This window comes from Streptomyces sp. NPDC021012 (assembly GCF_044333355.1).
Classification (GTDB): domain Bacteria; phylum Actinomycetota; class Actinomycetes; order Streptomycetales; family Streptomycetaceae; genus Streptomyces.
On sequence record NZ_JBIRQU010000012.1, the window covers coordinates 130,281 to 142,592 of the forward strand.

The following is a 12,312-nucleotide window of genomic DNA, read 5'->3' on the forward strand; positions in this document are numbered from 1 at the left end:
GGGTTCGTCCCGGCCGGGCGTACCCCGGCAGGGCCGGCGTATCCCGGCCGGGCAGGCTCACCCCGGCGGGGCGGGTGTACCCGGCAAAGGGGGGCTCGCCCGGCCGGGTCATCCCGGCCGGCAGGGCCGGCTCACCCGGGCGGGGCGGGCCCACCCCGGCAGGGCGGGCCCACCCCGGCAGGCCGGACGTACCCCGACCGGCCAGGCGTACCCCGGCCGGGGCGGTCCATGCCGGCCGGACGGGTTCACACCGGTCCGGGCGGGCTCAAGCCGGCCCGGGCGGGTGCGCCCCGGCCGGGACGAGCCGGCTGAGGTCGGCGCGGGGATAGCTGCCCAGGACGAAGGCGGCGTGGCGCCGGGCCAGGGCGGCGACGACCGGGCCCAGGGAGGGGTCGTCGACGTGGCCCTCGCACTCCAGCAGGAAGGAGTACGTGCCCAGGCCGAAGCCGCCGGGGCGTGAGAGGACCGCGGTCAGCGGCACGGCGGAGCGGGCGAACTCCTCCAGGACGGTGTGCAGGTGCTGCATCTGGTCGGCCAGCGGCACCACCAGACTGGTGCGGTCGACCCCGGTGGGCAGCACGCCGGTGTGGGGCCGGGCCACCTTCACGAACCGGGTCACCGCATCGCGCCGGTCGCCGATGCCGCAGGCCAGGACCTCAAGGCCGTAGCGGCGCAGCGTGGCCGGCGAGGCGATCGCGGCCCGCTCGGGCACACCGGCGGCGCCGACCTTCTGCGCGGCCTGCGCGGTGGAGCCGGCGGTCACCACCTCCACCCCCGGCAGATGCTCGTTGAGCCAGGTCCGGCACTGCGCCAGCGCGACCGGATGCGTCAGCACCTGCCGTACCGAGGCCAGCGACCCGGCGGGCGGCACGGCCAGCGCGAACTCCACCCGCAGCAGCGTCTCGCCCACGATGCACAGGTCCCGCCCGGCGGTCAGCGAGTCGACGGACTCGGTGACCGACCCCTCCACCGAGTTCTCCCACGGGATCACACAGGCCGCCGCCTCACCCCGGCGCACCGCGTCGAGCGCCTGCCGGACCGTCGGATAGGGCACCGCCGCCTCCGGCGGCACCTCCAGCCCGCTCAGGGCCGCCTCGGTGAACGAGCCGGACGGCCCCAGATAGGCGATGGACTTCAAGGGATACCTCCCGGCTCGACCGGTCAGAGCGCACTCCAGGCCCCGGCGACGGCGACGGCCTGCCGGGGGTTGAGCCGCGGATCGCACAGCGTGGTGTACCGGGTGGCGACATCGGCCGACTGCGCCTGGCTCCAGACGCACTCGGTCACGTCGTCCGGCGTGGTCTCCAGGTGCAGGCCGGCCGCGATCCCGCCGGCCGCGTCGACCGCCTGCTGGAAGGCCACCACCTCCTCGATGACGGTCTGCACCGACCGGGTCTTGACCCCGGCGGGCGTCTTGACCGTGTTGCCGTGCATCGGGTCGCACAGCCAGGACACCGGATGCCCGGCCTCCCGCACCGCCGCCACCAGCGCCGGCAGCCGCTCGGCGACCTGCCCCACCCCCATCCGCGCGATCAGCGTCAGCCGGCCCGGCTCCCGGCCCGCATCCAGCCGGCCGCACAGCTCCACCAGCTCCGCCGCCGCCATGCCCGGCCCGACCTTGCAGGCCACCGGGTTGGCCACCTGCGCCAGCAGCGCCACGTGCGAGCCCTGCGGATCACGGGTGCGTTCCCCGATCCACGGCAGGTGCGTGGAGGACAGATAGCTCTGCCCGCCCGCGCCCCGGCGCAGCAGCGGCCGCTCGTAGTCCAAAACCAGCGCCTCGTGACTGGTCCACACCGGCGCCCCGGTCGGCGGCATCCAGGCCCCGGTGCGCTGCCGCAGCAGCGTGGTGGCCTCATCCGCCGCCTCGTAGCACGCCAGCATCCGCTCCGCGTCCGCCCGCCGCTCCTCCAGCGTGGCGGCCGGACCGTTGACCAGATGCCCCCGGTAGACCGGCAGTTCCACGCCGTCGACGACCTCGGTGGGGGAGCTGCGCGGCTTGGCGAACTGCCCGGCGATCCGGCCGATCCGGATGACCGGCTTACCGGTGTTGATCTTCATGACGCCCGCCAGCGCGTCGATCAGACCGATCTTGCGGTTCACCGCCCGCGGCGAGCACTCGGCGGGGTCCTCCGCGCAGTCCCCGGCCTGGATGACCTGGTAGGTGCCGGCGGCCGCCTCGGCCATCAGCATGCGCAGCATCTGCACCTCCTCCCAGCCCACCAGGCCGGGCCGGGCGGCGAGCTCCGCCCGCACGGCGGCCGCCCGCCCCGAATCCGCCCACACGGGCTGCTGCTCCGCAGCGACCAGCAGGCCCGGGGCGACCGCGCCGGCCGCCGCCGGCCGCAGATCGCGGTCACGAACAAGAGACGCGAGAGGCATCGCGGACATGGTCATGCTCCTTGGGGCAGAGGGGAGTCAGTTCCCGGGGGCGGGGCACCCAGGTCGGGGCGCAGCGCGGAGGCGCCACCCAGATACACGTGGTGCATGGCGTAGCGGGGCCGCGGGCTGTGCACGTGCGCCAGGATCCGGATGACGCGGTGCAGCGAGCCGGGCACCGCGATCTCGGCGGTGCACAGCAGCGGCACATCGGTCAGGCCCAGCTTCCTGGCCGCGGCCGCCGGGAAGGCGGAGCGCAGGTCGTGGGTGGTGGTGAACACGATGCTGATCAGGTCCGCGTCGCTCAGATCGTTGCGCCGAAGGATCTCGCCGAGGAGTTCGGTAGTGGCCTGCTCGATGAGCGCGGGATCGTCGGAGGCGACCTGGGTGGCACCGCGCACGGCACGCACCGCGAGAGCGCCCGGCTCGATCACCTGACGGGTCGGGGTCGTCACTGGCTGGCTCCTGAGGTCTGCGAGGAGAAAAAAGAGGGGGGCCGGTGCGGCCGGGCGGTCAGGCCGCCTGCCGGGTCAGCAGCTCGTGCAGCGCGAAGACGGTCCGCGCCCCGGGCAGCTCCTCCAGCGGCAGCGCCACCCGGTACTGCTTCTCCACCTGCGCGACGATCTCGATGAGGTTGAGCGAGTCGGCCTGGTACTCGTCGAACAGGTCCGCGCGGTCGTCGATCTCCTCCACGCCCAGGGCCAGGATCTCCGCGACGATCGCGCGAAGGCCGAGGATCGAGTGGTCGGTGCTGTTCATCTGCCGTCCTTCGATAAAGGGGTCAAACGGAATCGGTGGGGGAGGGGAGCAGGGTGGCGGAAGGGCGCGAGACGACGAGCATCGAACCGACGCTCACCACCGTGCGGCCGTCCGCCGTGCGCGTCTGGCCGGTGAACTCGCCCACCCCGCCGGAATGGTGGGAAAGCCGTACGTGGTGTTCCAGGACGTCTCCGGGCAGCGCCGGCGCGCCGTAGACCAGGCCGCGGATGCCCACCATCAGCGGGACCTCCTCGGCCGGGCCCAGCTCGGCCAGCGACCACAGCAGCGACACCGCCTGCCCGAACGACTCCAGAAGCAGCACCGCCGGATAGGCGAAGCCGTCGATGCCGGCCCCCTGGGCCATGTCCCGGTAGCAGTCCTCCCCGCCGGTGACGGCCTTGGTGGCCACCAGCGCGTCGGGCGGCGAGAACTCCCGCACCGTGTCGAGCAGCAGCATCGGAGGACGCTGCCGCAGCCGGGCGCGCACCTGGGCGTGATCAAGCATCGGCCACCACCGCACCCAGCGTCAGGGACAGCTCCGCCGCCGGCTGCCCGTCGGAGCGCACCCCGCGGGCCCGCACCGCCACCTCGCCGTCCGCCCCGGCTGTCATCCGCAGCGACAGCTCCAGCTCGTCGCCCTCGAACAGCGGCCGGGCGAAGCGGGCCCGGTCGATCCGGCACAGCCGCAGGGGCGCACCCAGCGCCGCGGCGGCCGCCTGGCGCACGCAGTCGACCAGCAGCACCCCCGGAAAGATCGGGAAGCCCGGATAGTGGCCGGCCATCTGCGCGGCGGCCCGCTCCACGGGCACCCGCACCGTGACACCGGTGCCCGTGGAGTCCCGCTCGACCAGCGGCGCACCGTCCAGCGCGTCGAACACCTTCGCTGCCTGCGAGGAAAGGGCCACCGGACGCCTCAGCCCAGGCCCGGCTCGGACAGCAGCCGCGCCGCGAGCTCCTCGACGTAGTCGGTGATCGTCACGTCGTGGTCCAGGTACGGCACCACCTCCCGCACCTGCTCGTACAGCCGGCGCGTCGCCGGCGACAGCCCCTCGGTGCCCCGGATGTCGACGGCCTGCGCCGCGCACAGCAGCTCGAAGGCCACCACGTAGGCCACGTTCTGCAGCACCTCCGCCGCCCGGCGGGCCGCGACGAAACCGAAGGACACGATGTCCTGGAAGTCGCCGGTCGAGGTCAGCGACTGGATGGACATCGGCATGCACTTCGCGCGGGTCTCCGCGGTCAGCGACGCCGTCATGAACTGGCCGCCCATCAGACCCAGCCGCAGGCCCGGGTTCTCGTTGCACAAGAACGCCGGCAGGCCCTCGCTGTTGCTCTTGTCGAGGTACCGGTCGATGCGCCGGTTGGACAGGTTCATCAGCGTGGTCAGCGAGATCGCCAGGTGGTCCATCGCCATGGCCACGTACTGCCCGTGGAAGTGCCCGTTGTGGAACACCTCCTCCTCGTCCGGGTCGATCAGCGGGTTGTCGTTGGAGGAGTTCAGCTCGTCCTCCACGGTCTGCTCGATCGAGGCGAGGCTGTCCACCACCGGCCCCAGGATCTGCGGCGTGCACCGCACCGAGTAGGCGTCCTCGATGGACTTCGACCCCGCCTTGGCGGTGTCGCCCATCTCGCCCGACAAAAGGTGCTCGGTGTCCAGCTCGTCGACCGCCAGCGTGGAATCGGCCAGCGTCTCCCACAGGAACCGGGCGACCTGCTGCTGGCCCTTGTGCGGCTTGAGCGCATGCACCCGCGGGTCGAACGGCTTGGTCTTGCCGGCCAGGCCCTCCACCGACAGCGCCGAGATCAGCAGGTAGCTCTGCAGCAGCCGCTTGGCGCGGGCGATGTTCAAACTGCCCAGACCCACCATGCCGGAGGTGCCGTTGATCAGCGCCAGGCCCTCCTTGAAGCTCAGCTCCATCGGCTCGATGCCCACCCGCCGCAGCGCCTCGGCGCCCGGCAGCACCTCACCGTCCAGCCGGGCCTTCCACTGCCCGATGCACACCAGGGCGATCGCGGCCAGCGGCCCCAGGTCGCCACTGGTGCCCAGCGAACCCTTCTCCGGCACGCACGGCACGACACCCGAGTTGCGTATCGCGATCAGCTTGTCCAGGTTCGCCATCGAGATGGCCGAGTTGCCGCGCGACAGCGACACGATCCTGGAGGTCATGATCGCGCGGACCGTGGTGTCGTCCAGATGGTCGCCCACATTGGTCGCCACCGCGTTGAGCAGGTTCTCCTGCAGCTGCCGGGCCATCGTCACCGGCACCAGGTAGTTGACGAACCCGCCCATGCTGGTGTTGACGCCGTAGATGACCCGCTCCTCGGCGACGAACTTCTCCAGCGTGCTCCGCGAGGTCTGCACGCGGGCGCGCACCGTGTCGTCGATGGCCACGTCCTCGGCCGCCACCGCGGTCGAGGCGACATCGGTCAGGGGAACCCGCCGGCCGATGGACAGGGTGTAAGTCACGTGTGGCTCCTAAGCGTTCGTAGCGTGTCGTAGATCCGAAGCCCCCCGCGCGGAGGCCAGCGTCTGCGTGAGCAAGGCACGGTCGACCTTGCCGTTCTCGGTCAGCGGAAGCTCCGGCACGGTGTACACCGAGCGGGGCACCATGTAGGCGGGCAGCTCCCGCGCGCAGAACGCGAGCGCCGCCGCAACGTCGAGCTGCCTCTGGGGCCCGTCCAGGACGACGGCCGCCGCCAGCACCTGGTCACCCGCGCGCGGCACCAGCACGGCCGCGGCCGAGCTCACCCCGGCGATCCGGGTCAAGGTGCCCTCGATCTCGCCCAGTTCCACCCGGTTGCCGTGGATCTGGACCTGGAAGTCGGAGCGGCCCACGAACGACAGCTCCCCGTCCGCGCCCAGCCGGGCCAGGTCGCCGGTGCGCAGCACCTTCTGCCCGTGCCGCGGCTCGACCGGATCGTCCACCAGCACTCGGGCCGTGGCCTCGGGATCGTTCCAGTAGCCGGTGAACAGCGCCGGGGTACGCAGGTAGATCTCCCCGATCCGGCCCGGCTCGGTGACCACCCGGCCCCTCTCGTCCACCAGGGTCATCTCCGCCCCCGCATGCGCATGCCCGATCGACAGCCGCTCCGTACCGGCCGGCAGCGGATCGGGCACCTCGGTGAACGAGGCGGCCATCGACTCCGTCGCCCCGTACCCGTTGACCAGCCGGGCACCGGGCAGCATCTCCTGCAGCCGGCGCAGCTCGGGCAGCGGGAACTCCTCACCCGCGAACACCACCGAGCTCACCGTTCCCAGCTCCTTGAGCAGGTCCGGGTCGTGCCGCAGCACCGGACGCCACAGCGAGGGAACGCCGTGCACCTGGGTGACGCGCGCGTCCCGCAGGAAACCGATCATGCGCCGCGGCGAGCCGAGATCCTCCCGCCGCACGGGCACGAGCGTGCCGCCACTGCTGAGCGCCACCCCGATCCCGAACAGCGCGAAGTCGAACTGCAGCGGCGAAGTGCTCGCCACCCGCTCCCCGACACCGGCCAGCCGGTCCTGCAGCATCGCCCGCAGGAACGTCACGATCGAGCGGTGGCTCATCACCACGCCCTTGGGACGCCCGGTCGACCCGGAGGTGAAGACGATGTACGCGGTGTCCGTGGCCAGCACCTGACGGCGCCGCCTCACGCGGCGCGCCGGCGGACGCTCCACCACCAGGCCGCCCGGGCCGAAGTGCGCACTGCCCTCCGCCGCCACCCGCTCCCGGCGCGCCAGCTGGCCGGCCCGGGCATGCAGCGCGGGCTCGACCGCCTCGACGATCGACGCAAGCCGGGTGTCGGGGGTCTGCGGGCTGACCGTCACGAACGGCAGGCCCAGCATCGAGCAGGCCAGCAGCATCGCCACCGACGCCGCCGAGGTGTCCGCCTCGACGATCACCCGGTCGCCCACATCCAGACCCAGACCGTCCAAAACGGCCGCGTACTGCCGGGTCAGCGCGTCCAGACGACCGTAGGAGATCTCACGCAGCACTCCCTCGCCGTCCGCCTCCACCACCGCCGGCCTGTCCGGAGTGACGGACGCGGGCCCCATGAGCAGCCCGTAGAGATTGTCCGCCGAAGGACGCGGGCGTTCCATAACGTCTCCCTTGTCAGTTGAGTGACGGCGGCGAGCGAAGCCGCCGGTGCCGCCGTGTCGCTTCGGGGCCTTGGCACCACACCCTGGGGCACCGCGATGGGCGTGCGACTGGAGCGGGTCTTGAGCGGCGGTGTACCGGCAGGTCGGCGCCCCGCACACGCACGGCCGCGGGGAACAGATCCGGCCGCCCGCCGCCCCCGCCCGCCCGCTCCACCGCTTCACGAGGGACAGCCGAGGACGGCGCCCTAGCGTCCCGGTCCGTACCCGAACCAGCCGATGTCTGAAGGAGAACCCCATGGCCACCGAGGAGCACGCGTTCCAGCTGCCCGGCGCGGACCTGCCGCAGCCCGACGCCGAACTGCGCAAGAGGCGCGAGGCGGTCGTCGCGGAGCACACCATCGCCGAGTCCGCCTGGGACATCGACGGCGTCCTCGCCACCTTCCCGCGCGGCGGCGTCTACCGGGTCATGGCCTACGAGGAGAGCCCCTTCATCGGCGAGGAGGCCATCAAGAAGGGCTACTTCGCCGAACTGCAGCGCGCCTTCCCCCACCCCGAGCACGACCTGTTCCACGTCCACCACACGCCCACCGCCGTCATCCTGGAGGCGCAGATGCGCGCCAAGCAGGAGGCCGACTGGCGCGGCATCCCCAACCGCGGCAAGACCGTCGAGGCCCCCGTCGCCGTCTTCTTCCACTTCGACGGCGACGTCCTGATCGACGAGACCCTCTACTTCGACATGGCCACCTTCGCCCGCCAGCTCGCCTGAACCACCCCCCGGGCGCCGGGGCGCACCGACGCGGGCACCCCGGCAGCAGGCCCCCACCGCCGCCGACCGACAAGGACCACCACCACCATGAGCGCGTCCCGGACGGGCCGCACGGCCCCGCCGCAGACCCACTCGGCCGGCGTACGCCCGATGCTGCTGGAGGCCGCGGGCCTGACCCTGTCCGGCCTGCTGGCCGAACCCGCCGAAGCGCCGCCCAGGGCGACCGTCGTCGCCGTCCACGGCGGCGGGATGCGGGCGGGCTACTTCGACGGGCAGGCCCACCCCGACCTGTCCCTGCTCACCCTGGGCGCCCGCCTCGGCTTCACCGTGCTGGCCCTGGACCGCCCCGGCTACGGCCACTCCGCCGCCCAGGCGCCCGACGGCCTGACCCTGGAGGAGCAGGCCGCGGTCCTGACCGCCGCCCTGGACGCCTTCGCCCAAGGCCACACCGTCGGCCGCGGCTTCATGCTGCTGGCCCACTCCTACGGCGGCAAACTCGCCCTGACCACCGTCGCCCGCACCCCCGGGCTGCTGGCCCTGGACGCCTCCGGCATCGGCCACCGCTACGGCGTCGCACCGCGCGAACGCCACCGGCTGCGCCGCCACCTGGACTGGGAACGCAACTGGGGCCCCCTCGGCCTCTACCCGCCCGGCACCTTCCGCGCCGCCGAGCACCTGGTCGCCCCCATCCCGCCCCGCGAGGCAGCCGAAGTGGAACGGTGGCCGGACATGTTCGACGACCTCGCCCCCCGCGTCGACCTCCCGCTGCGGCTGACCTTCGCCGAACACGAGGCCTGGTGGCTGCACGACGAGCCCGACCTGGCGGACCTGGCCGCCCGCCTGTCCAAGGCGCCCGTCCTGCAGATCGAACGCCAGCCGGGCGCCGGCCACAACATCAGCCTCGGCCGCGCCGCCCGCGGCTACCACCTGCGCGCCCTGGCCTTCTTCGAACAGTGCCTGCAGGCCCACCAGGACACCCCGACCCGCCCCACCCGCGCCCGGCCCGCGGCCTAGGACCTGCCCGTCCACCGCCGCTCCAGCCGCACTCCAGCCCCCCGACCGCCCCGGTGCCCCACCATGAGCCCCAAGGCCCCGACGCGACCCGGCGACCCCCGCCGCCGTCGCCCGACCGACCAGGGAGACACCATGGCAAGGCTCTGGAAGCGCGCCCGGTTCGCGATCTTCCGATTCGCCGCCCGGCTGTGACGGCCCCGGCACCGCCACCCCCGCGCGCCGCCGCCCCCCGGCACGGCCCGGAAGCACGCGCCCGGCCCGCGCGGCCGCCCAACGGACCGCGCACGGCCCACGCCGCCGTCAGCCGCGGCGAAGCCGGCAGCCCCACCCCGCCCCCGGACGCCACCGGCGCACCGCGGGACCAACCGCGGGCCGTCGCAGCGCTGTTCACCCCCCCCGGCGAGACCCGGGGCGAGGCCCCCCGGCGGGGGGCCTCGCCACGCGCCGGTGCCCGCCGGCGCGCAGGGACGGTACGGTGGCGCCCTCGCCACCGGCGACGCCCTCGCCCCGACCAGGGCCCGGCCCCGGTCACCCCGGTGCCCCCACCGGCCCGGCGGCGCCGGGCCGGTGGCTGATCGGCGTCCCGACCGCCGGAACCACGGCGGGCGCGGCCACGGCCCATGATTTCCTCACGTTTTCGGTGTGAGTCCATCGCTGCTGAAGGCACGGCAAGCGCATTCATACTGAGGCGCGAGCGAGTCCGCGGGGGAGGAGCCAGCCTTTCGGTCGGCTCCCGTTACCCCCAGGAGGTGTGCTGTCGGTGATCCCGCCCCCGGAAGACTCCCCCCTGCGCCTGCACCACCTGTGGTCCCTGTGCGAGGACACGGCGGTGGGCTGGGACGAGGAGGGCCAGGCCCTGGTGCTCAGCGGCCCGCAGGGCACCGAGCGCATCGAGGCCCCCGCGACCGTGGTGACCGAGGCCCTGCACCGGATGGAACTGGGCCCCATCCGGCTCGCGAACCTGCTCCAGCCCAAGGACGAGGCGCCCGCCGGACAGGACGGCTACACCACGGTGCTGTCGGTGCTGCGCAGCATCTCCCACCTGGTGATCCGCACGCTGTCGCTGGAAGACCTCAAGGGCCCGGTGCTCTCCGTGGTGCCCGCCGCCCGCACCGCCCGCTTCGCGCCGGCCATGGTGCCCGCACAGCGCCGGGTGCGGCTGCGGACCGACGTGACCATCACGGTGCGGGGCAACGCCTTCCTGCTGGAATGCCGCAGCCTGCAGCACCGGGTGGAGATCCACCGGCCCGAGGCGATGTGGGTGGTGTCCCTGCTGGCCTGGCCCACCACCCCCGACGCCCTGGTCGACGTGGCCCCGCTGCCCGCCGAACTGACCCTGGCCATCCTGGGCCACCTGGCGGGGGCCGGCATGACCGTGCCGGCGGGCTGAGCGCCCTACAGCAGCCAGCCCGACTCCCGGGCGATGCGGATGGCGTCGACCCGGTTGCGGGCGTTCAGCTTCGCCACCACCGTGGTGAGGTAGTTGCGCACCGTGCCCACCGACAGGTGCAGCTGCGCGGCCATCTCCTGCGGCTCCGAGCCCTGCGCGGCCATCTGCAGCACCTCGGTCTCCCGTATGGTCAGCGGGCTCTCGGTGCCGCCCCAGGCCGCCAGCGCCAGCTGAGGGTCGATCACCCGCTGGCCGGTCACCACCCGGCGCACCGCCTGGGCCAGATCGCTGGGCGGCGCGTCCTTGAGCAGGAAACCCGACACGTGCGCCGACATCGCCCGGCGCAGCGTCCCGGGCCGGCCCAGACTGGTCAGGATCAGCGTCTTGCACTCGGGCAGCCGCTCGTGCAGCAGCTCGGCCGCGCTCAGCCCGTCCATCCCGGGCAGGTCGATGTCGATGATGGCCACGTCCGGCCGGTGCTCGCGCGCCCGCCCCAGGATCTGGTCACCGCGCTCCAGCTCGGCGACCACCTCCAGGTCGTCCTCCAGATTGAGCAGGGCCACCAGCGCGCCACGGACCATGTGCATGTCTTCGGCCAGCAGGATCCGAATCATCGTCGCCGTCCACCGTTCTTCCCCGTACCAGAAATCTTGCCGGATCCCGCCGCCGCGGCCCGGGCCGCCGGCGTCACCTCGACGGCCGGACACCGGCCGCGGGCGCCTACGCTACGTCCTCCGTGCGGCCGTAGCCCCGTCCTTTGTTCATCAGCACGTCCGCGGGCGGCTCCTCGGCCCGCGCCCGGCCCAGCGGTGTCTCGGCGGTGAGCCGGAACAGGTCCGTGTCGGAGGCGTCGGGCAGCCGCTGCGCCACCAGCCGGCCGCCGATGTCCTCCAGGCGCCGCTCCAGATTGCCCAGGCCGCTGCCGCTGTGCGGCGAGCGCAGATGGGAGCCGACCAGACCGTCGTTGACGATCGCCAGACGCACCGTGTCGTCCTCGACGCGGGCGGAGATCCAGCACCGCGAGGCCTTGGAGTGCCGCAGCAGATTGGTCACGCCCTCCCGCAGCACCGTGGCCAGCACGGTGGACGTCACCAGCCCCAGCCCCTCGATGCCGTCCTGGACCTCCACCGTCACCTCGACGTCCGCGGCGGCCAGCACCGACTCCGCGGAGGTCAGTTCGGACAGCAGCGACATCTCCCGGTAGCCGCTGGCGACCCTGCGCACATCGGCCAGGGCCTGCCGGGAGATGTCCAGCACCTCGTCGACCTCCTCGCACGCCCGGTGCGGGTTGGCCGGAATCAGCCGCCTGATCAGCTCGCTCTTCAGCGTCACCGCCGACAGGCTGTAGCCGAGCAGATCGTGCAGATCGCGGGAGAACCGCAACTGCTCGTTGCTCACCGCCAGCCGGGCCAGGTCGGCCCGCGCCTTGTGCAACTGGTCGACCAGACTGGTCAGCCGGCTCAGGCCGTACACCACCAGACCCGTCAGCGCCGTCGTCTGCACCAGGTACACCGTGTCGACGACGTCCCGGTCGTACACCACCCCGGGCACCACCATGCTCAGCGCCGTCAGCCCGTACAGCGTCCAGCCCGCCGCCGGCCGCAGCAGCAGCAGCAGCGAGCCGGCGAAGAACCCGGCCATCGCCCCCCAGAACGCCCCGAACCACACCAACGGCAGGTACGACAGCACCCCTTGGGCGGACAGCGTGAGCACCCTGGTGCGCAGCCTCGCCCGGGACATGTTGGGCGAGGAGTGCACCAGCTGCAGCAGGAACACCAGCAGCAGACAGGCCACCGCACGGGCCAGGCCGTACGCGCCGAGCGACAGGGAAAGGATGTTGAGGAGCGTGATGCCCAGATAACAGGCCAACGCGGCCAGCAGCACCCCCCGGGCGGTTCTCGTGGCGACGCTCCCGTAGTCCTG

General features: G+C 73.1%; 13 protein-coding genes. 3 read left to right on the forward strand and 10 right to left on the reverse strand.

The window, feature by feature from the left end; translation table 11 throughout:
- Positions 1 to 265: 265 nt before the first annotated feature.
- The 8 genes from pheA to ACH4TP_RS31905 are packed head-to-tail and all read right to left on the reverse strand — an operon-like array spanning position 266 to position 7,219.
- On the reverse strand, positions 266 to 1,138 hold the full coding sequence (pheA, locus tag ACH4TP_RS31870; protein WP_398190534.1) for a prephenate dehydratase: 873 nt from the start codon (positions 1,136 to 1,138) through the stop codon (positions 266 to 268).
- Positions 1,139 to 1,161: 23 nt separating this feature from the next.
- Positions 1,162 to 2,382, reverse strand: a complete 1,221-nt coding sequence (locus ACH4TP_RS31875) for a 3-deoxy-7-phosphoheptulonate synthase (RefSeq protein ID WP_389234995.1) — start codon at positions 2,380 to 2,382, stop codon at positions 1,162 to 1,164.
- 11 nt (positions 2,383 to 2,393) lie between these two features.
- Positions 2,394 to 2,834 (reverse strand): chorismate mutase, encoded by a 441-nt coding sequence (gene aroH, locus ACH4TP_RS31880; protein ID WP_389234768.1) that lies wholly within the window; start codon positions 2,832 to 2,834, stop codon positions 2,394 to 2,396.
- Positions 2,835 to 2,892: 58 nt separating this feature from the next.
- Positions 2,893 to 3,138, reverse strand: coding sequence for an acyl carrier protein (locus tag ACH4TP_RS31885; RefSeq protein WP_389234771.1), 246 nt, complete (start codon positions 3,136 to 3,138; stop codon positions 2,893 to 2,895).
- A gap of 22 nt (positions 3,139 to 3,160) precedes the next feature.
- Positions 3,161 to 3,643, reverse strand: a complete 483-nt coding sequence (locus ACH4TP_RS31890; protein WP_398439869.1) for a 3-hydroxyacyl-ACP dehydratase FabZ family protein — start codon at positions 3,641 to 3,643, stop codon at positions 3,161 to 3,163.
- Positions 3,636 to 4,016 carry a hypothetical protein gene (locus ACH4TP_RS31895; protein WP_398439870.1) on the reverse strand — a complete coding sequence of 127 codons (381 nt, stop codon included), beginning with the start codon at positions 4,014 to 4,016 and terminating at the stop codon, positions 3,636 to 3,638. The genes ACH4TP_RS31890 and ACH4TP_RS31895 overlap by 8 nt, the downstream gene beginning before the upstream one ends.
- A 35-nt stretch (positions 4,017 to 4,051) precedes the next feature.
- Positions 4,052 to 5,605, reverse strand: coding sequence for a phenylalanine aminomutase (D-beta-phenylalanine forming) (locus ACH4TP_RS31900; protein ID WP_389234780.1), 1,554 nt, complete (start codon positions 5,603 to 5,605; stop codon positions 4,052 to 4,054).
- A gap of 9 nt (positions 5,606 to 5,614) precedes the next feature.
- Positions 5,615 to 7,219 (reverse strand): AMP-binding protein, encoded by a 1,605-nt coding sequence (locus ACH4TP_RS31905; protein ID WP_389234782.1) that lies wholly within the window; start codon positions 7,217 to 7,219, stop codon positions 5,615 to 5,617.
- 295 nt (positions 7,220 to 7,514) lie between these two features.
- Here ACH4TP_RS31905 and ACH4TP_RS31910 point away from each other — a divergent pair, with 295 nt between their 5' ends.
- From ACH4TP_RS31910 to ACH4TP_RS31920, 3 genes are all read left to right on the forward strand, one after another.
- Positions 7,515 to 7,985 carry a nuclear transport factor 2 family protein gene (locus ACH4TP_RS31910; RefSeq protein WP_398439871.1) on the forward strand — a complete coding sequence of 157 codons (471 nt, stop codon included), beginning with the start codon at positions 7,515 to 7,517 and terminating at the stop codon, positions 7,983 to 7,985.
- A gap of 87 nt (positions 7,986 to 8,072) precedes the next feature.
- Entirely contained in the window at positions 8,073 to 8,999 is a 927-nt protein-coding gene (locus ACH4TP_RS31915; protein ID WP_398439872.1) for an alpha/beta hydrolase, read from the forward strand.
- 760 nt (positions 9,000 to 9,759) lie between these two features.
- Complete coding sequence (locus ACH4TP_RS31920; RefSeq protein ID WP_389234790.1) at positions 9,760 to 10,389, forward strand: NADH oxidase; 630 nt, start codon at positions 9,760 to 9,762, stop codon at positions 10,387 to 10,389.
- Positions 10,390 to 10,394: 5 nt separating this feature from the next.
- Here ACH4TP_RS31920 and ACH4TP_RS31925 read toward each other — a convergent pair whose 3' ends face one another.
- Together ACH4TP_RS31925 and ACH4TP_RS31930 are read right to left on the reverse strand one after the other, a co-directional pair.
- Complete coding sequence (locus ACH4TP_RS31925) at positions 10,395 to 11,003, reverse strand: response regulator transcription factor (protein WP_389234793.1); 609 nt, start codon at positions 11,001 to 11,003, stop codon at positions 10,395 to 10,397.
- 106 nt (positions 11,004 to 11,109) lie between these two features.
- Positions 11,110 to 12,273, reverse strand: coding sequence for a sensor histidine kinase (locus ACH4TP_RS31930; protein WP_398439873.1), 1,164 nt, complete (start codon positions 12,271 to 12,273; stop codon positions 11,110 to 11,112).
- Positions 12,274 to 12,312 lie beyond the last annotated feature (39 nt).

Excerpts from the sequence above, each read along its gene's own strand:
- ACH4TP_RS31875 (WP_389234995.1), bottom strand. The coding sequence starts at position 2,382 with ATGCCTCTCGCGTCTCTTGTTCGTGACCGCGATCTGCGGCCGGCGGCG.
- ACH4TP_RS31885 (WP_389234771.1), bottom strand. The coding sequence starts at position 3,138 with ATGAACAGCACCGACCACTCGATCCTCGGCCTTCGCGCGATCGTCGCG.
- ACH4TP_RS31890 (WP_398439869.1), bottom strand. The coding sequence starts at position 3,643 with ATGCTTGATCACGCCCAGGTGCGCGCCCGGCTGCGGCAGCGTCCTCCG.
- ACH4TP_RS31905 (WP_389234782.1), bottom strand. The coding sequence starts at position 7,219 with ATGGAACGCCCGCGTCCTTCGGCGGACAATCTCTACGGGCTGCTCATG.
- ACH4TP_RS31910 (WP_398439871.1), top strand. The coding sequence starts at position 7,515 with ATGGCCACCGAGGAGCACGCGTTCCAGCTGCCCGGCGCGGACCTGCCG.
- ACH4TP_RS31915 (WP_398439872.1), top strand. The coding sequence starts at position 8,073 with ATGAGCGCGTCCCGGACGGGCCGCACGGCCCCGCCGCAGACCCACTCG.
- ACH4TP_RS31925 (WP_389234793.1), bottom strand. The coding sequence starts at position 11,003 with ATGATTCGGATCCTGCTGGCCGAAGACATGCACATGGTCCGTGGCGCG.